Below are 22,991 nucleotides of genomic sequence, written 5' to 3'. Positions count from 1 at the left end.
ATCGCAATCAGACGCGCCGGAGGGACAGTCTGATGTCGAAATCCGTCACATCACCCGACCGCTGCGCTTGACCGCCTGCACCACCATGTTGGTTTCCAGCGCCAGCGCGTCCGCCACCCACGGGGCGGTCGTGATGTAGTCGTAGAGCACCGACTCGTCGGGCGCGGCGATGTTGGCGACCACCTGGTACTCGCCCGCCGTGCCCGCGGCGTACCGCACGTAGGGCATCTCGAGCATCCCCCGCACCAGTGGTTCGATCCGGTTGCGCTGGGTCTTGATGAACAGCATCGCCTCGGCCCGCAGCCCGAACATCGCCGGATCCACCACCACGCGGAGACTGATCGCCCCCTCGGTGAGCAGTGACTGGACGCGCCGCCGGGCCGTCGCCTCGGACACCCCCGCGGTCCGGGCGAGCGCCGTGGTGCCCACCCTTCCGTTCTGCATGAGTTCACGGATGATGGTGCGATCGACGGGATCCCGGGTGCCGCGGTCCAGATCGGTGAGGAAGGACGCTGGAGGCGCCACCCCGCCGATCGATTCCTTCTCGGCGGGGGTCAGCACCCCGGCCTCCCATTCGCGGACCGTGCGGAAGTACCGCAGCACGGGGTCGGTCCAGCTCCGGACGACGCCCATCGTCGCGGGCAGTTCGTCCATGACGAGTTTCGGGAGGCGGTCCCGGGACACGTGGATCTCCGCCACACAGTCGGCGGTGCCGGTGAGGATGTACACGAAGATGCAGTCGCTGCGCTGGGCGAGGGCGCTCGCCGCCACCCGCACCGTTCCCGGGGAGCACTGGAGGCGGACGATCGCGGTGCCGCCGCTGTTCGCGACGGCGGTGACAGCCACCCGGCCGGACTCGAGGAGCGCGATCCCGTGCCGGGTGACGTTCCGCTCGGGTTCGCCGAGCGCCTGCGCGATCCGGCTCCACGAGCACCGCCCGTCGACCTGGAGGGCAGCGACGATCCGCTGATCGAGCGAGAACCTGCGTTCGGTCATTTGCAGAAGCCTGCCCTCCATGCCACGTGTGCATGCGATGTTAGGCCACGGGCGTCGGCGTCCGGCTCTCGTCCAGTCGGCGCAGCGTCGGCAGAATCGCCCAGAGCAGCACCGTCGCCACCAACCCGGTGGCGCCGTAGACGGTCAGCGCCAGGTGCACCGGGACCACGGCCGCGACCACGCCCGCGACGAACGCGCCGACCGACGCGCCGGCGGTGACCTGCGCGGTCCACACCCCGGCGATCCGCCCGTGGTACTCGTCCGGCGTGTACTTCTGCACCGTCGCGAAGCGGAGGATGTCGGCCACCGCCTCCCCGAAGCCGTGTGCGAGCAGCCCGGCCACGGCGACGATCACCGACCCGACAGCGCCTGCCCCCACCAGTCCGGCCGCGGAGATCAGCATCGCGGCGAACACGGCGAGTCCGGACCGTCGCACCGTCCCCGTCCAGCCGCTGGTGAGGGAACCGACGACGGCGCCGATCGCGGGCGCCGCATACAGCAGACCCATGGCAGCGGGGCCGACGCCGAGTACCTCGGCGGCGTATTCGGGAATGAGGACGGCCCAGCCGGCGAGGAGCATCGATACGAACCCGGCGAGCAGCAGTCCGCCGATCACCCGGTCGCCGATCGCGAACCGGAATCCCCCGGCCACCGACCGCAGCGGCGACTCGGACACCTCGTTGGGCGGTGGGAGCGAGGGCAGCCGGGTGATGCAGAACGTCGTGATCGCGGTGGTGATCGCGGCCAGCGTGTAGTTGGCGCCGACCCCGCCGAGCGCGATCACGACACCGCCGAGCGCGGGACCGATCATCGATCCGAGATCCGCGGTCAGGGCCATGAGCGCCCCCGCCGCGGCCAGCTTGTCCCGCGGAATGAGGCTGGGGGTCACGGCCATCAGCGCCGTCGCCGAGATGCCGCCGCACGCCCCGTCCACGACGGCGCACAGGTAGATCACCCACACCTGCGGTTCGGGAAGGAACGCGTTGACGGCCAGCACGGCGAAGAACACCCCGGCCGTGCCGCGGGCGATCGCGATGACCCGTCGGCGATCACACCGATCGGCGAGTGCGCCGCCGACGAACGTGGCACCGAACGTGGTGAGTCCCAGCACCGTTGCGACGGCCGCCACGTGTGCGGTGGAGCGGGTGAGCTCGTACATCTGCAGGGGGATCGCCACGACGAGGAAGCCGAGCCCGAAGATCGACACCACCCGGGCGACGAAGATGTACCGGAACTCGCGGCTGGTCCGCAGCGGGTCGATGTCGATGACCAGTTTGTCGAGGATCTGCACGATGATCGAGCCCCGATTCACTTCGCCACGAGCTCGTCGACCCAGTTGTCGAGAACCGGTGTGCTGGCCAGCGTCACGAAGTCGACATCCGCTCCGGCGTTGCGCCATTCCTCGACGAGCGCCATCAGGCGCACGGAGTCGAGGCCCTGATCGATCAGGCTCACGTCGGCCACCAGTTCGTCCAGTTCGACGTCGAGGACGCGCGCCGTGTCGGCGAAGATCTGCGCCCGGTCGAGCGTTCCGTTGTTGTCGGTCATGCCATCTCCCTTGTCGTCCATCTGAATAGTGTTCGGTTACTTCAGTTCCGATGAGACCGCGACCAGCGCGGTCACCGCCTGCACCCACCGGTCCGCGAGGGCGCGGGTCGAGTCGGCGGTGAGAACACCGTCCGCTGCGGCGAATTCGCAATCCAGCACCGGACCGTCGTCGGTGTCCTCGGTGATCGCGTCCACCTGCAGCACGTGGTCGAGGGGGGTGGCCGGGTCGACCGAGCCGCCGAGTGCCACGCCCTCGGGCGCTCCCGACCACGCCGAGCCGGCGGACTCGCCGAGCGTCATGCGGCCCAGGTAGTTGAACACGACCGCGGGCGCCCGGTACCCGTCGAAGCGGTCCGCGAACTCCGGGTTGAGGCGACGGAGCAGGCCGAAGCCGATTCCGTTGTCCGGCACGGACCGCAGCGACCGGGACACCTCGTCGAGCGCGTCCGCGGCCGCCGGTCCCCCGGCGATCGCGTCGGCGACGTCGATCCCGCCGAGGTCGAGCGCGACCGGGAACATCGACGTGAACCAGCCGATGGTGCGGGAGATGTCGGCGCCCGGCACCACCTGTTCCTCGCGGCCGTGGCCCTCCAGATCGACGCGGACCACGTCGCCGCCGCGCTCGGACGCCACCGCCAGGGCGAGCGCCGCGAGCAGGACGTCGTTGACGGATCCCGCCGCGAGCACGCGTTCCGTGACGTCCGTCGGCACGCGGACCGAGATCGAGCAGGTGGACGACACCGTGTCCAGGGCCGGGTCGAGCGGGCGCACGCCGAGTTGCGGCTCGTCCGCAAGGGCCGCGTGCTGCCAGTGCGACCATCCCGCGGTGATCCTCTCGGTGGTCGCGGCCTCCGCGAGCCCGGCGGCCCAGGCCCGGAACGACGTTCCCGCCGAGTGCAGCGACACCTGTTCCCCCGCGGTGACCTGCGTGACGGCGAGAGCGAGGTCCGGCACCAGGATCCGCCACGACACGCCGTCGACCACCAGGTGATGCACGGCCACGAAGACGCGTCCGCGCTTGCCGGGACCGAAGTCGAAGAACACCACCTGGAGCATCACCCCGGCCGCCGGGTCCAGCGCGGCGTACGCGCGCTCCCGTTCGGTGGTGAACAGTGCCTGCCAGCCGTCGGCGGGCAGCGCGGAGACGTCCACGCGCCGCACGAGCGGTGCGACCGCACCGACCGTCTCGGGCACCACCCAGTCCGGTTCGCCGCCGGTGACCACGAACCGCGACCGCAGCAGGTGATGGGTCCGGAGCAGCCCCTCGACGGCCCGCTCCAGCACCGGAACGTCCAGGCCGAGCGGTGCCACCAGAAGCCGGGCCTGCGAGAAGCGGCTGATGTCGCCGCCCCATTCGAGCGGCTCCCACACGATCGGGGTGAGCGGGACGTCGCCGACGGCGTCCGCCTCGGTGGCCCCGACGGTCACTCCCGGCACCTCGGCGATGCCGGCGAGCGCGGCGAGCCCCGCAGCCGTGCGGAGTTCGAACACCTGCCGGGCGCTGACCTGCAGGCCGGCGGCCCGCAGCCGGGACACCAGCTGGATCGACACGATGGAATCGCCACCGAGAGCGAAGAAGTCGTCCTCGACACCCACCCGGTCGAGGCCGAGCACGTCCGCGAACACCGCGCACAGCGTCGCCTCCGTGTCGTTCCGCGGCTCACCCGATCCGACGAGGGCGCCGAAGTCCGGTTCGGGCAGCGCCTTCCGATCGACCTTGCCGTTGGCGTTGACGGGGAACGCTCCCACGACGACGATCGCCGCGGGCACCATGTAGTCGGGCAGACGTTCCGCGACCACCGACCGCACCACGGCCGGGTCGAGCGCGCCGTCCACGGTGACATAGCCGACGAGGCGGCGCACACCCCGATCGTCGGTGTGCGCGATCACCACGGCGTCGCGGACACCCGCCACGGCGGCGAGCGCCGATTCCACCTCGCCGAGTTCGACGCGGAACCCGCGGATCTTCACCTGGTCGTCGGCGCGCCCGACGTATTCGAGACCGGAACCGGTTGACGCCCACCGCACCACGTCACCCGTGCGGTACATCCGCTCCCCCGCGCCACCGAACGGGTCCGGAACGAAACGACCCGACGTGAGGTCGGGCCTGCCGAGGTAGCCGCGGGCCACACCGTTGCCCGCGAGGTACAGCTCACCGGCGACGCCGGCGGGCACCGGTCGCAGCAGCCGGTCCAGAACGTAGGCGGTGCCGCCGTGGACGGCCCGCCCGAGCAGCGGCTCCTCGGCGTCGGCGGCCTTCGCGATCAGCGCGTCGACGGTGCACTCGGTGGGCCCGTACAGGTTGAACGCCCGGCCCTCCGCGATTTCGCGCAGCGTCCGCCAGAGCGCGGGGTTGACCGCTTCGCCGCCGAAACCGACGGTGGCCGGGACGTGTTCGTGCTCGTACAGTCCGGCGGCGACCATCCGGTCGAGGAACGACGGGGTGACCTCCAGGAAGTCGAGGCGGTGCTCCCGCGTCTGCCGGACCATCAGGTCCGGGTCACGCATCGTCTCCTCGTCGAACACGTGCACCGTGTGACCGTCGAGCAGCCACAGCGTCGGCTGCCAGGACGCGTCGAAGCTGAACGACCACGCGTGCCCCACGCCGATGCTGTCGCGACCGGACGCGGCCGCCGTCGGCAGGTACAGGGACTGCCGGTGGCTGTGGAACAGGTTGAGCAGGTTCGCATGAGTGATCGACACCCCCTTCGGAACGCCGGTGGACCCGGACGTGTAGATCACGTACACGGTGTTGGCGCCGCGCAGCGGGGCACGCCGATCGGTGTCCGTGACGGGTGTGCCCGGCAGTGCGGCGAGGCGCCCCTGCACGGCGGGATCGTCCAGCACCAGCAAGCTCGCCCCGGAGTCCGAGAGAATCTCGCCGAGATTCCCGGCGACGGTCGCGGTGCTCACGACCACGGTGGGCCGCGCATCCGACACCATGTGCGCGAGCCGGTCCGCCGGGTACGACGGGTCCATCGGCACGTACGCACCGCCGGCGGAGACGACCGCGAAGATGGCCACGACCATGTCGGTCGTCCGCGGCAGCGCGAGGCCCACCTTCGACTCCGGGCCCACGCCCGCGTCGATCAGCGCGCGGGCGAGTCGCGCTACCCGTACGCCGAGTTCCGCGAACGTCAGCGTGTCGTCGCCGCAGACCACCGCTGTCGTGTCCGGTGTGCGATCGACCTGCGCGGCGAACAACTCTGCGACGGTCGAGAATCCTGATGCTGCCGCGGATTCCGTGACCGCCCATTCGCCGAGCACCTGCGCCCGCTCGGACTGCGACAGCACGTCGATGCGCGCGGTCGGCAACGTCCGGTCCGCGACGAGCTGTTCGAGGATGCGCACGAGCCGTTCACCCAGCAGGGTGGCCTCGTCGTTCGTGAACAGGGCGGGCTGGTACTCGAGCATCAGGTCGAGTTCGCCCTCGAGCCCGGCGACGAGGACGAGCGGGAAGTTGGTGGCGTCCTGCCCCTCCGAGTGCGACACCCGGATCCCGCCGGCCCGCTGCGCCGCCTCCAGCGCCTCCGTGTCCACCGGGTAGCTCTCGAACACGATGAGACTGTCGAACATTTCGCCGATGCCGACGCTGCGCTGGATGTCGGACAACCCCACGTACTGGTGGTCCATCACCTTGTTCTGTTCGCCCTGCACCCGTCGCAGGAACTCGTCGACCGTCTCCTGCGGGCGGACGCCGACGCGCACCGGCACCGTGTTGATGAACAGCCCGACCATTGTCTCGATGCCGGCCACGTCCGGCACCCGGCCGGAGACGATGGCGCCGAACACCACGTCGGGGCGGTTCAGCACCGAGCCGAGCAGCAGACCCCACGCGGCCTGCACCGCGGTGTTGACGGTGATGCCGAGGCTCCGGCTGAGGTCGAGCAGCCCGCCCGACAGTCCCTCGGGCACGGAAACACTGATTTCGCCGGGGATCTGCGGGTCGAGTGAGGATCCGGCGGCGGCCAGCAGGGTGGGCTCCTCGACCCCGGCGAGGGCCTCGGTCCACACCGCCAGGCCACGCTCGGTGTCCTGCTGCTTCAGCCACGTCAGGTAGTCGGAGTAGGGGCGGACCGGCCGCAGCACCGACGGATCGGCGGCCGCACCATACAGCTGGATCAGCTCCTGGATCAGCAGGGGCGTCGACCACCCGTCGAGCAGGAGGTGGTGCGCGGTGAACACCAGCCGGTACCGGCTCTCCCCCACCCGGACGAGCGTGAAGCGCAGCAGCGGCGCCGTGTTCGGGTCGAACCGCAGGTTCCGGTCGTCGTCGAGCAGGGCCGACCACTCCGCGGCGGCGTCGCCGGAAGGCAGCCGGTGCAGGTCCGTCTCCCGCCACGGCAGGATCGCGTCACCCAGGACGACACCGATCGGTTCACCGGCCGCGCTGATCCGGAAACCGGTGCGCAGATTGGCGTGCCGGGCCACGAGTGCCTCCGCCGACCGACGCAGGACCGCAGTGTCCAGCGCTCCCTCGATGTCCAGGACGGTGCGCATCGTGTAGACGTCCACACCGGTGGTGTCGAGTCCGGACAGGAAGAACATGCCCTGCTGCAGCGGTGTCAGCGGGACGACGTCCTCGACTGCCGCGCCGACGTTCTCGCGGGCCTCGTGCTCGAGGGCGACGAGTTCGGTCAGCGGCAGCGTGTCGTGGGTGAGGTCGGACGGGGACAGCCCGCCCGCGTCCGGATCCTCTGCGTGCCGGGCGAGCGCGGTGAGCGCCTCGACCCACACCTCGGCGATGCGGGACGTGTCCTCGGCGTCCAGCATGTCCGCCGCGGTGAACACACAGCTGAGGACGGGACCGTCCGCGGTGTCCTCGGTGATCGCATTGACGTCGAGGACGTGGTCGAGTGGCGTGCCGGGGTCGACGGTCCCGCCGAGCGCATCCGCCTCGGGGGCGCCGGACCAGGCGCCGTCGGTGTTCTCTCCCAGCGTCATTCGACCGAGGTAGTTGAACATCACGGACGGCGGCCGGTAGCCGTCGAAGCGGGCGGTGTACTCCGGATTCAGCCGGGACAGCAGCCCGAATCCGATGCCGTTGTCCGGCACGGACCGCAGGGATTCCTTCACCCGGCGGAGCGCGAGTCCGGCGGCCGGACCGCCCGTGAGGACGTCGGCCGGGTCGAGGGACGACAGATCGAGTGCCACCGGGTACAGCGACGTGAACCATCCCACGGTGCGGGAGATGTCGGCGCCCGGCACAACCTGTTCCTCACGGCCGTGCCCCTCGAGGTCCACGCGGACGACGTCGCCGCCGCGCACCGACACGACCGCCACGGCCAGCGCGGTGAGCAGGACATCGTTGACGCCGGCCCGGAACGCGGCCGGAACGGAGGTGAGCACGTGCGCGGTGACGTCCACGGGGACGTGCACCTCGACCGACCGTGCGGACGCGACGGTGTCACGGGTGCGGTCGAGCGGCCGGTGTCCCAGCGCGGGTTCATCGGCGTTCACCGCCACCTCCCACACCGGCCAGCCCGCCGTGACCCGGTCCGATGCCGCCGCCTCGACGAGGCCCGTCGCCCAGCCCCGGAACGACGTGCCGGCGGGTTCGAGCGCCACCGGGCGGCCCGCCGTGATCTGCTCGACCGCCGACGCGAGGTCCGGCACCAGAATCCGCCACGACACCCCGTCGACCACCAGGTGGTGGACGGCGGCGAACACTCTGCCCGCCCGGTCCGGTCCGAAGTCGAAGAACACCACCTGCAGCATCACCCCGGCCGCCGGGTCCAGCGCGGCGTAGGCCCGCTCCCGCTCGGCCTCGAACACGGTCTGCCACGCGTCGGCGTCCGACACCGTCACGCGGCGCACCGGATTCGGCCCCTCATCGACCGAATTCGGCACCGTCCACTGCGGCGTCCCGTCCGTCACGGCGAACCGCGACCGCAGCAGGGGGTGCGTTGCCAGCAGCGCCCGCACGGCCTCGGCGAGGACGGGTTCGGTCAGTCCGACCGGCGCGAGCAGCAACCGGGCCTGCGCGAAGCGGTCGAGATCGCCGCCCTGGCGCAGGGCTTCCCACACGATCGGGGTGACCGGTACGTCGCCCTCGGCGGGCACCTCCACGGTGTCCGGGATCTCGGCGCCGGACTCGGCGTCCACGGCCGCGGCGAGCCGCTCGGCCGTCCGCAGCTCGAACACCTGCCGCGCCGTCACGCGGATGTCGTCGCGGCGCGCACGCGACACGAGTTGGATGGACACGATGGAATCGCCGCCGAGCGCGAAGAAGTCGTCCTCGACGCCGACCCGGTCGAGTCCGAGCACCTCGGCGAACACCGCGCACAGGGCGGCTTCGGTGGCGGTGCGCGGCTCGCCCGAACCGGCCAGCGCACCGAAGTCCGGCTCCGGCAGCGCCTTCCGGTCGACCTTCCCGTTCGCGGTCACCGGAAGCGTGTCCAGGACGATGACGACGGCGGGAACCATGTAGTCCGGCAGTCGTTCCCCGGCCGCGGAGCGCACCGCCACCGCCGACGGCGACCCGTCGACGGTGACGTAGCCGACGAGACGGCGTACGTCCCGGTCGTCGGTGTGCGCGAGCACCACCGCGTCCCGCACCCCCTCGACGGCCGCGAGTGCCGTTTCCACCTCACCGAGTTCCACCCGGAAGCCGCGGATCTTGACCTGATCGTCGCCGCGGCCCACGTACTCGAGCACCCCGGACCCGGTCCACCGCACCACGTCCCCGGTGCGGTACATGCGTTGCCCCGGGGCGCTGAACGGGTCGGGGAGGAACCGTCCCGACGTCAGATCGGGCCGACCGAGATATCCGCGGGCCACACCGGCTCCGGCGACGTAGAGTTCACCGGCGACGCCGGGCGGGACCGGGCGCAGCCATCCGTCGAGCACGTACACGGACGTGCCGGGCGTCGGTTCGCCGATGGCCACGGTGCCGCCGGAGATCCGGGCGAACGCCGCGTCGACGGTGCATTCGGTCGGCCCGTAGAAGTTGTAGGCCTCGACGCCGCCGGTGCCCGCCAGCCGCTCCCACAGAGCGGGGGTGACCGCCTCGCCGCCCACCGTGACCTTCGCCGGCCGGTGGGACGCCCCCGCGTCGAGGAGTCCCTCGTCGAGGAGTTGATTCATCAGTACCGGCACGCTGTCGACGTAGTCGATGCGGTTGGCCCGCACGTACTCCACGACGAACGCGGTGTCCGATCGCCGCTCCTCCGGCAGGATGTGGAGCGCGTGACCCTCGAACAGCCACGTCAGCGCGGCGACGGAGGAGTCGAACGCGAACGGGTACGTCAGCAGCACCCGCCACGGGTCGTCGGCCGGGGTGCGGCCTGCGGCCGGCCGCATCGTCGTCGCACGCTGCGCGCCGTGGAGGTCGAGCAGGTTGGCGTGGCTGACGGTGACGCCCTTGGGCAGTCCCGTCGAACCCGACGTGTAGATGACGTAGGCCGCGTTGTCGGTGTGCAGGCGGGTGCGGCGTTCGGCGTCGGTCACCGGTCCCGTGGGCAGTGCGGCGAGTTCCGCCGCGACCGCCGGGTCGTCGAGCTTCACGACGGAAACGCCGTCCAGCACCGCGGCGAACTTCTGCGACACGGCTTCGGTGGTCACCACCACGGTCGGCGCCGAGTCGGACACCATGTGCGCGAGCCGGTCCGCCGGGTACGACGGGTCCAGCGGCAGGTAGGCGCCGCCTGCGGTGAGGACGGCGGCGATCGCGACGACCGTCTCGGCGGACCGCGGCAGCGCCAGACCCACGCGCGATTCGGGTCCGACGCCGGCGGCGATCAGCAGACGCGCGAGGCGCGCGGAGTCGGACGCCAGTTCGGCGAAGGTCAGGGAGGTGTCGCCGTACACGACGGCCGTGCCGTGCGGGGTCCGCGACATCTGCTCGGACAGCAGGTCGGCGACGGTCGGGAAACCGGATTCGACCGCGGGTTTCGCGACCGCCCATTCGGCGAGGACGAGTTCGCGCTCGGACGCGGTCAGCGCCGCGACGGACGCGGCGCGGGCGCTGCCGCCTGCGGCGAGGGTGTCCAGGATGTGCAGCAGCCGGGCGCCGATCCGTTCGGCGTCGGCGTCGCTCAGCAGCGTCGGCCGGTAGTCGATGATCAGCTTCAGCGTCTCGGCGACACCGGCGGTGAGGACGAGCGGGTAGTTGGTGCCGTCGTGGCCGTCGACACCGGCGATGGACACGCCGCCGTCCCGCTGGGCGCGTTCGAGGGCGTCGCGGTCGACGGGATAGCTCTCGAAGATGGTCAGGGTGTCGAACAGCTCACCGAGTCCGGTGTCGCGCTGGATGTCCGAGAGCCCGACGTACTGGTGGTCGAGGGTGCGGGCCTGCCCCTGTTGCACGCGCTGCAGCAGGTCGCGCACCGTTTCGGCGGCGTCGAGCCGCACCCGCACGGGCACGGTGTTGATGAACAGCCCGACCATCGACTCGACGCCCGCCAACTCGGGCGGACGGCCGGACACGGTGGCGCCGAACACCACGTCGCCACGGCCGAGCAGCCCGGACAGCAGCAGCGCCCAGCCGGTCTGCAGCACGGTGTTGAGCGTGACCCCGCTCGTGCGGGCGACCTCGGCGAGCGAGTCGCCGAGACCGGCCGGGACGTCGAGTTCGAGGGCCCGGGAGTCGGTGGTGACGCGGGTCGAGCCCGGCGGGGTGAGCAGGCACGGCTCGTCCAGCCCCGACAGGGTCTCCTGCCACAGCGCCCGGGCGCGGTCGTGATCCTGCCGCCCGAGCCAGGCGAGGTAGTCGCTGTACTTGCGCACGGCGGGAAGACCGTTCGCGGTGCCGCCCGCCGCGTAGATCTCGAGCAGTTCCCGCACCAGGATCGGCGTGGACCAGCCGTCCACCACGATGTGGTGCGCGGTGAAGAGAAGCCGGACGCTGTCGGGGGCGAGCCGCACGAGCAGCCACCGGACCAGCGGCGGCTGCGCCAGATCGAACCAGGTGCGGAGGTCGTCGACGAGGAGATCGGCGATCCGCCGTTCCTGTTCCGCCGGGTCGTATTCGGTGAGGTCGACGGTCCGCCAGGGCACCTCCACCGCGCGGACGACGAGTCCCGCGTGGCGCCCGTCCTTGCGGGGCCGGAAGCACGTGCGCATCACCGCGTGCCGGTCGAGGAGGGCCTGCGCGGAGGCGCGCATCCGGTCGTCGTCGACCGGTCCGTCCAGCCGGATCACCGATTGCACCGTGTACACGTCGGGTTCCGCACTCCCCGTGTCGTCCCCGTCGTCTGGTGCGGCGACCGTGCTGAGGAACAGCAGGCCCTGCTGGAGCGGCGAGAGCGGAACGATGTCTTCGAGCGCAGAAGTGCGGGTCATCTCAGTTTTCCGGTTCGGGTGGACCGCCGCGAGCGGACGGGCGGGGAGTATCGGAGACGGTTCGGCCCCCGGGCCCGATGGACCCGGGGGCCGAACCCGACTGTTTTACTGCTTGTTGGCGGGCAGCTTCGACAGTCCCTCGTCGATGGAATCGAGTGCGAGGAGCGCGGTCTGGTAGGTGGCGGCCAGAGCGTGCTGGACGGGCACGACGTTGCCGGCCTGCACGGCGGGCAGCGACTTCCACAGCGGCGAGTCCATCAGGGCCTGCAGTTCGGGGCTGACCTTACCGTCGGGGCCGACGCCGTAGACGATGACGTCGACGTTGCCGAGGCTTGCCGCGATCTGCTCGGTCGACACGAACTCACCGTGAACGTCCGCCGGATCGGCGGGCTGACCGGGGAATTGGAGCCCGAGGTCGTCGAACAGGTTGGTGGTGTAGGACGAGGTGAACTCACGGTAGAACTCGCCCGGGTCACCGGCGCAGGAGTCGCAGACCCCGCCGAACGTCAGCGTGCCCAGCGAATCCTTGTACTTCGCGGCGATCTGCGCGGCCTTGTCGTCGTACTGCTGCTTGAACTCGCCGTAATTGTCGGAGACACCGGCGGCGTCGGCGAACTGCTCGCCGAGCGTGCGCCACTCTCCGGGAGCCTTCGGCCCGAGGAAGACGACCGGGGCCAGCGATTGCAGCTTGGCCATGTCGACCATCGACTGCGCACGGGCGGGGACGCCCATGATGATCAGGTCGGGTTCCGCGGCCGAGACGCCCTCGTAGTTGAGGGTCGAAATGTCCGCGTCCTGGGCAACCTTCGGCAACGCGTCGTACGCGGCCTTCGTCTCGGCGTCCATGTTGTCGACCTCGCGGGTCCACTCGCACACCGCGGACAGGTTCGCCTTCGCCTGGATCAGCGGAAGGACCGCGTATCCGCAGGCAACGATGCTCTGCGGCTCGGCCGGGATCTCGATCGCGCCGTTCTGCGCCTCGAAAGTCCTCTTCTCGGAGCTCGCGGCCGCCGAGGAGGTGGCGCCGGAGTCGCTGCCGGCGCTGTCGTCGGAGCTGCTACAGCCCACGACTCCGACGGCCAAGATTGCCGTCGCACCCAAAACCACCGCCTGGCGCAACCGCGACAGTTCCTTTAACTGCATGACCCACTCCGCATCTCGAATTGCCGGACAGTTGCCCGGGCTCGGTTGGTTAGGCTATCCGAAGCAGCCATCCCCGCCAATACCTACGATTTACCAACTCTTGGTTACTGGAACTCGAGCTCGAATTCATCGATCTCCGACTGATCCAATTCGCCCAGAGTGAGATCCGACGGCGTGTACCCGCCCGCGGTCTCCAGACCTGCATGCCCGGCGAGCGCCGTCAGCGCGGCGACCCAGCCCTCGGCCAGTTCGGTGACGAGTGTCTCCGACAGGACGGACGGGCTGTACCCCCAGGTGGCGCGCAGCACCGGGCCGCCGTCCGACTCCTCCGTCAGCGCACCGATCTCCATGGCGTGGCTGACCGGCATGGCCGCGTCGGTGGCCCCGCCGAGCGCTGCCCCTTCCGGTGCCGTCGACCAGTCACCGCCGTCGGTCTCACCGAGCGTGAAACGACCCAGGTAGTTGAACCCGATCTCGGGTGCCGTCGACCCTCCGGCCCCTGCCGCCCCGTCCGGGTGCAGGTACTTCAGCATGCCGAATCCGATTCCGCTGTCCGGTATCTCGCGCAGCTGTTCCTTGACCCGCTTGAGTGCGTCACCGGCCGCTGCGCCGCCGGCGTACGCGTCGTCGAGATCGATCCCCTGCGCGTCGAGGAGCACCGGGTACAGGGTCGTGAACCAGCCGACGGTGCGGGCGAGATCCGCGCCGGGGACGGCCTGTTCCTCGCGTCCGTGACCCTCGAGGTCGACCGGGACCGCACCGCCGCCGTGCCGGGCGGCGGTCAACGCGAGTGCGGTGAGCAGCACGTCGTCGACCTTCGCGTGGAAGCGTTCCGGCACCGTCGTCAGCAGGGCCTCGGTGACCTTCGGCGGCACCTCGACCTGGATCCGGGCGGTCGCGTCGATGGTGTCGCGCCGCGGATCGAGTGGGCCGGAGGCGAGCCGGGCCCGGTGCGCGCCGTCCGCGGTCGCGCGCTGCCACAACGGCCGCTCCCCCGCGCGGCCCGCGGCCGCCTCGGTGAGCCCCGCCGACCACAGCCGGAACGGCGTGCCTGCCCGCGAAATCGGTTCCCCCGCACAGGCCGCCGCGAGGTCCGGCACCAGGATGCGCCACGAAACCCCGTCCACGACCAGGTGGTGGATCACCATCAGGACGCGGCCACCGGCGCCGCCGCCCGCGTCGAAGAACACCACCCGGACCATGGCCCCGGTCTCGGGATCGAGGGCCGCGTAGGCACGTTCGGTGGCCTCGGCGACGACGCGCTCCCGCTCGGCGGATCCGAGACCGGCGACGTCCACCCGCGAGACGACGTCGGCGGCCCGGACGGCGCCGACCGGGGGCACGTCGAACTCCGTGCCGTCGAACCGGGCTCGCAGCATGTCGTGGACGTCGAGCACCCGCTGCGCCGCGGCCGCCAGCGCCTCCGCCGTGAGCCCTGCCGGGGCGGTCAGCAGCCGGGACTGCGCGAACCTCGTGTACGGTCCGCCGCGCTCGAGCAGGTCGTGCACGATCGGGGTGGCCGGAATCCGGCCCACCGCCGACGCTTCCAGCCCGGCCTCGTCCACCTCGGCCGCGTCGATCTCCAGCACCCGCACCAGTCCGGCGACGGTCTTGTGCTCGAACACGTCCCGCGCGGTGAACCGCAAGCCGGCGGCCCGCGCCTTCGACACCAGCTGGATCGAGACGATGCTGTCGCCGCCGAGCACGAAGAAGTCGTCGTCGGGTCCCACCGTGTCCAGTCGCAGGATTTCCGCGACGACGGCACACAGCCGGCGTTCGAGGTCCGTGGCGGCTTCCCTCGACGTGCCCAGTGCCGAGAAGTCCGGCGCGGGCAGCGCCTTCCGGTCCACCTTGCCGTTCGGGGTCACCGGCAGCTCGTCCAGCAGGACGGTCGCGGCGGGCACCATGTAGTCGGGCAGTGCGGCCGCGACGTGCGCGCGCAACACCTCCGCGTCGAGGCCGCGCCCCACGGCGTACGCCACGAGGCGTTTGCGGCCCGGATCGTCCTCCCGGGCCACGACCACGGCCGCGTCCACCCCCGGATGCAGGGCCAGGACCTGCTCGATCTCACCGAGTTCGACGCGGAATCCGCGGATCTTCACCTGGTCGTCGGCGCGGCCCAGGTACTCGAGCGTCCGGTCCGCGGACCACCGCACCAGATCCCCGGTCCGGTACAGGCGCTCCCCCGGGCCGCCGTACGGATCGGCGACGTAACGCGATGCGCTCAGGCCCGGACGCCGGAGGTAGCCGCGGGTCACCCCCGGTCCCCCGACGTACAGTTCGCCGGGCACGCCGGGCGGCACCGCACGCAGTCGCCGGTCGAGGACGTACGCGCGGCCGCCGGTGACGGGGGTGCCGATGGTGGGGCGGGCGCCCGGCAGGATGTCGGCGACCGCGGCGTCGACCGTGGCCTCGGTGGGGCCGTACATGTTCCGCGACCGGATGCCGTGCGCCGCCGCGTCGCCGAGCGCCGTCCACAGGTCCGCGGGTACGGCCTCGCCGCCGACGGCGAGCACTCTGGGACGGTGGTGGGCCGGGTCGATGAGCCCATCCGCGAGGAGTTCGCTCATCAGCAGCGGCACGCAGTCCACCGCGTCGATGCGGTGACGCCGCACGTAGTCGACGATGCCCGCCGAGTCCGCGAGCAGTTCCGACTCCAGCAGGTGGAGGGTGTGACCACCGAGCATCGACAGCAGCGGATCGACGGACGAGTCGAACGCCGGCGAATAGGTGAGCAGCACGCGCAGTCGCTCGACCGACGCGTCCCCGACGGTGCGTTCGTGCTGCGTGGCGAGCAGTGCCGCGACGCCGCGGTGCGGGACGACGACGCCCTTCGGCTGACCGGTCGAACCGGACGTGTAGATCAGGTACGCGGCGTTGTCCGCGATGGCGGAGCCGCGACGTTCGTGCGGCGCGATCGGTGCGTCGCCCACCTCGCTCGCCGCCCACGCGTCGAATGTCGCCTGGTCCAGCACGACTGCGGGTTTCGCGTCGTCCCGCATGTAGGCGAGCCGCTCGGCCGGGTAGTCGGGGTCGAGTGGCAGATACGCGCCGCCGGCCTTCCAGACGGCCAGGATCGAGACGATCACCGGGATCCCGCGGGGCAGCATCAGCGCGACGACGGACTCCGGTCCGACGCCGCCGTCGATCAGGTGCCGCGCGATCCGGTTGGCGCGGCGATCCAGTTCCGCGAACGTCAGTTCCCGTTCCGCGCCGACCAGGGCGGGAGCGTCCGGGGTGCGCGCCACCTGGCGGGCGAACAGCACGTCGAGGGTGACGGCGCCGTCCCCGGCCACCACCGTCAGCCCCTGGGCGACCTCCGGCCCAGCCGTGTCGGTGCCGCCCCGGCGAAGCCACGACCGCTCCTGCGCGGACAGCAGTTCCACCGCGGACATCCGGACACCCGGATCCGCGGCGAGCGCCTCGAACACGCGGACCGTGCGCGCCGCGAGCGCGTCGGCGGTCGCCGCGTCGAACAGGTCGCGGGCGTAGTCGACACGGACGCGCATGGATCCGTCCGGCTCGTCGATCACGTCGAAGGTCAGGTCGAACATCGCCGTGTCGTTCGAAACGAACGACACCTCCGGCGAGAACTCCTCGAACAGGCTGATCGGCGGCGGCGCCTGGTGTTGCACTAGCACCTGGAACAGCGGGTGCCGGGCGGCACTGCGCTCCGGGTTGAGGGCCTCCACCAGCCGGTCGAACGACACGTCCTGATGCGCGTACGCCGCGAGGTCCGTCGCCCGGACGCGGCCGAGCAGCTCGGCGAGGGTCGGGTCGCCCGACAGGTCGGTGCGCAGCACCACCATGTTGACGAAGAACCCGACCAGTTCGTCGAGTTCGGTGCTCGGCCTGCCGGCGGTGGGGGTGCCGATCGGAATGTCCTCGCCCGCACCACTACCGGACAACGCCACCGCGACGGCGGTGTGCACGAGCATGAACATCGTCGCGCCGGCCTCGCGGGCACGGGCCCGGAGCGCGGTGACGGTGCCGAGCGACAGGGTGTGCTCGACATGCGCGCCCGCGAACGTCGCAACCGGGGCGCGGCTCCGGTCCACCGGGAGCGTCAGCTCCTCGGGCAGCCCGGCGAGCCGGTCACTCCAGTACCCGATCTGCCGGGCGGACAGGCTGTCCGGGTCGGCGGGGTCGCCGAGCAGGTTTCGCTGCCAGACCGCGAAGTCGGCGTACTGGACCGGCAGCGGTGCGGGCGGGGCCGTTCGCCCTCCGGTGCGCGTCTCGTAGGCCGCGCCCAGGTCGCGCAACAGAATCGGCGTGGACAGTTCGTCGCTCGCGATGTGGTGCACGAGCAGCAGCAGCACCGATTCCTCCGGCGACACGCGCAGCAACCGCAGCCGGATCGGGATCTCGGTCTCGAGGTCGAAGCCGTGCCGGGCGGCGGCAACGAGCCTGCCGTCGAGTTCCGCGGCCGTCACGTCCTCCACGACCAGCGGCGCGGCGACGTCGGCCAGCACGCGCTGGCGACCCACGCCGTCGACGTCCGTCAGGACGGTGCGCAGCGTCTCGTGCCGGGCGAGGAGGTCGGCGAGGGCGCCGCGGAGGGCGGTGTCGTCGACCGTGCCGTGCAACCGCATCGTCACCGGGACGTTGTAGGTGGGACTGGGCCCCTCCAACCGGAATTGGAACCACAGCCGCTGCTGCCCGAACGACAGCGGCATCATCTCGGTGCGCGCCACCGGCACCAGCAGGGGGCGACCCGGCCCGGCCGCATCCTGGGCGCACTGGGCCGCCATCGCGACCACGGTCGGGTTGTCGAAGACGGTCCGGATGCTCAGTTCCACCCCGAGCCGGTCCCGGGCCCGCGCGATCACCTTCGCCGCGGACAGCGAGTGCCCACCGAGCAGGAAGAAGTCGTCGTCGATGCCGACGGACGGCAGACCCAGCACCCCGGCGACGACGTCGCACAGTCCGGCCTCGAGTTCGGTGGACGGCGGACGGGACGTGACCAGCGATCCGAAGTCGGGGTCCGGCAAAGCCTTCCGGTCCAGTTTGCCGTTGGATGTGAGCGGCAGCGCATCGAGAACGGTGAACGCGGACGGCACCATGTACGCCGGCAGCCACTGCCCGACCTGCGCCCGCGCCGCCGCGACGTCGAACACCGCGGCCTCCGCATCCTCGTCGACCAGCAGGTACGCGACCAGCTGCGACACGCCGCTGCTGTCGGTGCGGGCCACCGCGACGGCGCGCGTCACGCCCGGCAGCCGGGTCAGCGCGGATTCGACCTCGCCGAGTTCCACCCGGAAGCCGCGGATCTTCACCTGATTGTCGCCGCGCCCGCGGTACACGATCTGCGCGGAGTTCCCGTCCGCGTCGGGCACCCACCGGACGACGTCCCCGGTCCGGTACATTCGGGACTCCCCGCCCGGGAACGGATTCGCGACGAACCGTCCCGCCGTGAGTCCGGGGGCTCCGAGGTAGCCGCGCACCACACCCGGTCCGGTGACGTACAGTTCGCCGTCCACCCCCGGCGGCACCGGCGCGAGACCGTGGTCGAGCACGTAGGCGCGAAGATTGGCGACGGGTCGCCCGATCACCGGTGTCGCGCTGTCGGCGACGGCGGCGACGAGCACGTCGACGGTGCCCTCGGTGGGGCCGTAGAAGTTGAACGCCTCGCCGTGCCTGCTGCGCAGTTGTTCCCACAGCCGGCCGGTGACGGCGTCGCCGCCGAACCCGACCGTCGGGACGGTGCCGGCGGGGAACAGGTCGGCGTCGATCACCTGCTCGAGCTGCGACGGGGACAGTTCCACGAAGTCCCAGCCCTCGGCGAGGGCGAGGACCGCGAGCTGATCCGGATCGCGTTGGGTCACTTCGTCGACGATGCGCAGGGAGTGCCCGCCCAGCATCCACAGGTGCGGGCCCCAGGACGCGTCGAACGAGAACGACCACACGTGGCCGACGCGCAGCCGAGACTTGCCCGCCGCGGTGCACGCCCGGGAGAAGACGTGGTGGCGGTGACTGTGGAACAGGTTGACCGCACCGCGATGCGGCACCTCCACGCCCTTCGGCCGCCCGGTCGAACCGGAGGTGTGGATGATGTACGCGGTCTCGAGGTCGTGTATCCGGCGTCCGCGTTCGAGGTCGGACAGGCGGTGTCCCGGAAGCGCGGCCAGCGTCGCGGTCAGGGCGGCGTCGTCCAGCACGACCGGCGCGGGCAGCCCGGCCGCCGCGGCGATTCCGGCGATGCGCGACGTGGCGTCGCCGCCGGTGAGGATGCATCCCGGTGCCGTCTCGGCGAGCACGTGGCCGAGGCGTTCGGCGGGATGGTCGGGGTCGAGGGGGATGCAGGTCGCGCCGGCCTCGAGCGCGCCGAACAGCGCCACGATCGTGTCGACCGACCGGGGCAGCGCGACGGCCACCCGCCGGTGCCTGCCCAGCCCGTGCGACAGCAGGTGCCGGGCCAGCCGCCCGACCCGCGCCTCCAGTTCGCCGTACGTGAGCGTGGTGTCCGCGTCGACGACGGCCTGCGCGTCCGGGTCACGGTCCACGACGGCGTGGAACAGGTCGACGAGCGTCAGTCCCGGCGGGACCGGCAGGTCGGATGCGTTCCAGTCGTGCAGTACCCGCTGCAGTTCCGCGTCGGAGAGGATCGGGAGACGGGCGAGCGGGATCGCGGGGTCGCCGTCGGGGAGGGCCGCCACCGCCGCGAAGAGCCGGCGCAGACGGTCCGTGTGGACGCCGAGGTCGGACTCGGTGAACGTGTCGGCGTCCGCGTCGACCCACACCTCGAGACCGCCGACGGCGTCGAGTGGCCGCACCGTCACCATGAAGTCCTGCAGCGGGCCGCGCGCCACCGAGTGCACGCCACCGCGAATGTCGCCGAACAGCAGCCGGTCTCCGAACGGTTTGACGTTGATCGACGGCCCGATCACCCCGCGGGAACCGGCGGGGAGCCGCAGGTCACGCTGAATGTCCTCGCCGCGGTACCGGTAATGCGCCCGGCACTCGGCCACCGCCGAGCGGACGTCGCCGATCAGGTCGCCGAGCGTGTGCGCGGCCGTCGGCTGCAGTCGCAGCGGAACGACATTCACCGCGGACATGGGCACACCCATCGAGGCGCTGCCGAGGCGGTTCATCACCGGGAAGCCGATGGTCAGGTCGGAACGGCCGGTGGCGGCGCGCAGGTAGGCGACGACGGTCGCGGTGACGACGTCGCCCCAACTCGCGGACATCGCCTTGCCGACCGCACTGAGACCCCGCTGCTGGTCGGCGGTGAGCGTCCACCGCACGGCGCGGGACCGGCGGGCGATCCCCCCGGACCCGTCGCTCGGGTTTTCGCTGTCCGCGCCGAGGAGAACGGCCTCGTCGACGTCGGACAGGTACCCGGACCAGAATTCGCGGTCCGCGGCGAACTCCGCGGTGTCCCGGTAGTCGAGTTCTTCCTGCACGACCGGCCCCACCGGGGTGAACTTCGACGCCGGCACGTCGTCGCCGCGCAGGTCCGCGGTGTAGCGTTCGGCGATCCGCCGGGAGAAGAGGCCGAAACCGTACGCGTCGATGACCAGATGATGGACGCAGAGATACACGACCACCCAGTCGTCGGCGAGAACGAGCAGTGCGGCACGCACACACGGGTCGGTGAGCGGATCGATGACGCCCGCGACGTCGTCGGCCATCCACTGCTGCGCGGCGGCCCACGGATCCGCGGAGTGGCTCAGATCGACGCGCACCGGTTCGGCGAGCGGGCGGGCTCCCGGATACTGGAACACCGTCCCGTCCGCTTCGACGCCGAACCCGGCGGTGAGAACCTCCGCGTCGTCGGCGGCGCCCCGCACGGCACGGGCGGCGGCGGCCAGGTCGACGGATCCGCGCAGTTCGATGCACTCCGCCGTGTTGAACACAGGGTTGTCCGGGGTCAACTGCTGGGCGAACCATACGCCCGACTGGGCGCGCGTCAAGGGCACTGCGGCGGTCGACATGAATTGACATCCTCTTCTTGGTGACGAATTCAACTGTCCGAATGGACATCACGGCCTGCAAAGCGAGCGCCGGGCGAATGGGAACAATACCAAAGGTTAGCCTTACCGTATAAGGTCTGGGTCGCGGTGCCCCCACCGCGACGAATGTCCGAGTTGTCCGTAATCGAGAGGTGATCACATGGAATCGACGGCCGTTGCCGAGTCCACAGAGACTCCGGCGGATCTACCGCCGGGCGCGCCGTTCGTCCTCTCCCGCCCGCACGGCACCGTGATCGCCGACGGCATCCGCACCGGTTTCGACTCCGCCCGCGACGCCGCCGCGGCCCTGAAGAGCGGCACCGTCACCTCGGTGGCCGGCGCGCTCGCCTTCGACCCGTCGCATCCCGCCGCCCTGGTCGCACCGCAGACGCTGCGTCATCACCCGGGACGCTGGACTCCCCGCCCGCAGACGGTTCCGCACGTGCACGCCGGTGCGTCGGTCCCCCCGGAGGACGAGCACCTCGACCGCGTCGCCGCCGCGATTTCCGTGCTGCGCGAACCCGAGGCCGCACTGCACAAGGTGGTGCTCGCCCGGTCGGTCGTACTGCACGCCGAAGAACCGCTGCACCCGCACACGCTGCTCGCCCGGCTCGTCGCGAACGACCTCGGCGGCAACGGCTTCAGCGTCGACCTGGGCGCCGCGGGCACCGGATGGTCGGGACGGCACCTCGTCGGCTCGAGCCCGGAGGTACTCATCCGCCGCCGCGGCGACACCGTGACCTGCCATCCTCTCGCCGGCTCGGCTCCCCGGCACGCCGACCCCGAGATCGACCGGCAGACAGCGGAGAATCTCGTCTCCTCGGAGAAGAACCTGCGTGAGCACGCCCTCGTCGTCGACGCACTGCGCGCGAGCCTCGAGCCGTTCTGCACCGAACTCGACATCCCCGACCGGCCCACCCTCACCAGCACACCGCAACTGTGGCACCTCGGCACACCCGTGGCGGGACGGCTGCGGGATCGCTCGGTGACCGCGCTGGATCTCGCCGTCGCCGTGCACCCGACACCGGCCGTCTGCGGCACCCCCACCGGCGCCGCGCGTGCGCTGATCGGCGAACTCGAGGGCGACCGCGGCTTCTACGCCGGCGCCGTGGGCTGGGCCGACGCCGACGGTGACGGCGAATGGATGGTCACCATCCGGTGCGCGCAGATCGACGCCGACGGCACCACCGTCACGGCCTACGCGGGCGGGGGCATCGTCGCCGCCTCCGAACCGGACGACGAACTCGCCGAGACCACAACCAAACTGGGCACCGTCCTCGCGGCACTGGGACTTCCCCGATGAGCGGCACGACACTGATCGTCGGGGCGGCGCAGGGTATCGGACGGGCCACGGCCGTCACCCTGTCGCGGTCCGGTCACCGCCTGGTGCTGCTCGATCGAGACGCCGAAGGCCTCGCCGCCACCGCCGCCCTGCTCGACACCCCTCCGCTCGGCACCGCCGTCACCGACATCCGCGATACCGCCGCGGTCACCGACACCGTCCGCCGGATCGAGGACGAGCACGGTCCCGTCACCGCCCTCGCGCACGTGGCCGGGGTGCTCGAGACCGGGTCGGTACTCGACGCCGATCCCGCGAGCTGGCAGCGCGTGTTCGACGTCAACGTCACGGGTCTGGTCAACGTGCTGCGCGCCGTCGGCACCGGAATGCGGGACCGCTCGGCCGGTTCCATAGTCGTGGTCGGCTCGAACGCCGCCGGCGTCCCCCGCACCGGGATGGGCGCGTACGGCGCGTCCAAGGCCGCCGTCGCGATGATCGTCCGGGTACTCGGCCTCGAGCTGGCCGAATACGGAATCCGCGCGAACATCGTCGCCCCCGGCTCGACGGACACCGCGATGCAGCGGTCGCTGTGGTCGGACCCCTCCGACGACACCGGGGCGCGCGGAGCGATCGACGGCGACCTGGGCTCGTTCAAGGTCGGCATCCCGCTGGGCCGCATCGCCGACGCCGCCGACATCGCCGACTCCGTCGAGTTCCTCCTGTCGGACCGGGCGCGACACATCACCATGCAGGCGCTCTACGTCGACGGCGGCGCTACCCTCCAAGCCTGA

The 22,991-nt window shown here is 71.4% G+C and carries 8 protein-coding genes; 2 read left to right on the top strand and 6 right to left on the bottom strand.

Going from position 1 to position 22,991, the window contains the following annotated elements; translation table 11 throughout:
• Nucleotides 1–45: 45 nt before the first annotated feature.
• From ROP_RS24270 to ROP_RS24245, 6 genes are all read right to left on the bottom strand, one after another.
• Nucleotides 46–996, bottom strand: a complete 951-nt coding sequence (locus ROP_RS24270; protein WP_043825244.1) for an Lrp/AsnC family transcriptional regulator — start codon at nucleotides 994–996, stop codon at nucleotides 46–48.
• A 40-nt stretch (nucleotides 997–1,036) separates the two neighbouring features.
• Nucleotides 1,037–2,308, bottom strand: coding sequence for an enterobactin transporter EntS (entS, locus tag ROP_RS24265; RefSeq protein ID WP_015888650.1), 1,272 nt, complete (start codon nucleotides 2,306–2,308; stop codon nucleotides 1,037–1,039).
• A complete protein-coding gene (locus ROP_RS24260; protein ID WP_015888649.1) occupies nucleotides 2,305–2,544 on the bottom strand; it encodes a phosphopantetheine-binding protein in 240 nt (79 codons plus the stop codon). The genes entS and ROP_RS24260 overlap by 4 nt, the downstream gene beginning before the upstream one ends.
• Before the next feature lie 36 nt (nucleotides 2,545–2,580).
• Entirely contained in the window at nucleotides 2,581–11,826 is a 9,246-nt protein-coding gene (locus ROP_RS24255) for a non-ribosomal peptide synthetase (protein ID WP_015888648.1), read from the bottom strand.
• 105 nt (nucleotides 11,827–11,931) lie between these two features.
• A complete protein-coding gene (locus tag ROP_RS24250) occupies nucleotides 11,932–12,969 on the bottom strand; it encodes an ABC transporter substrate-binding protein (protein WP_015888647.1) in 1,038 nt (345 codons plus the stop codon).
• A 104-nt stretch (nucleotides 12,970–13,073) separates the two neighbouring features.
• Nucleotides 13,074–20,903, bottom strand: coding sequence for a non-ribosomal peptide synthetase (locus ROP_RS24245; protein WP_015888646.1), 7,830 nt, complete (start codon nucleotides 20,901–20,903; stop codon nucleotides 13,074–13,076).
• Between the two features lie 178 nt (nucleotides 20,904–21,081).
• Between ROP_RS24245 and ROP_RS24240 the strand changes: the two genes are divergently transcribed.
• Nucleotides 21,082–22,224 (top strand): isochorismate synthase, encoded by a 1,143-nt coding sequence (locus ROP_RS24240; protein ID WP_015888645.1) that lies wholly within the window; start codon nucleotides 21,082–21,084, stop codon nucleotides 22,222–22,224.
• Nucleotides 22,221–22,991, top strand: a complete 771-nt coding sequence (locus tag ROP_RS24235; protein ID WP_015888644.1) for a 2,3-dihydro-2,3-dihydroxybenzoate dehydrogenase — start codon at nucleotides 22,221–22,223, stop codon at nucleotides 22,989–22,991. Before ROP_RS24240 ends, ROP_RS24235 begins: the two co-directional genes overlap by 4 nt.

The organism is Rhodococcus opacus B4, assembly GCF_000010805.1.
Lineage (GTDB): Bacteria > Actinomycetota > Actinomycetes > Mycobacteriales > Mycobacteriaceae > Rhodococcus_F > Rhodococcus_F opacus_C.
This window is presented reverse-complemented; position numbering and strand designations above follow the sequence as displayed.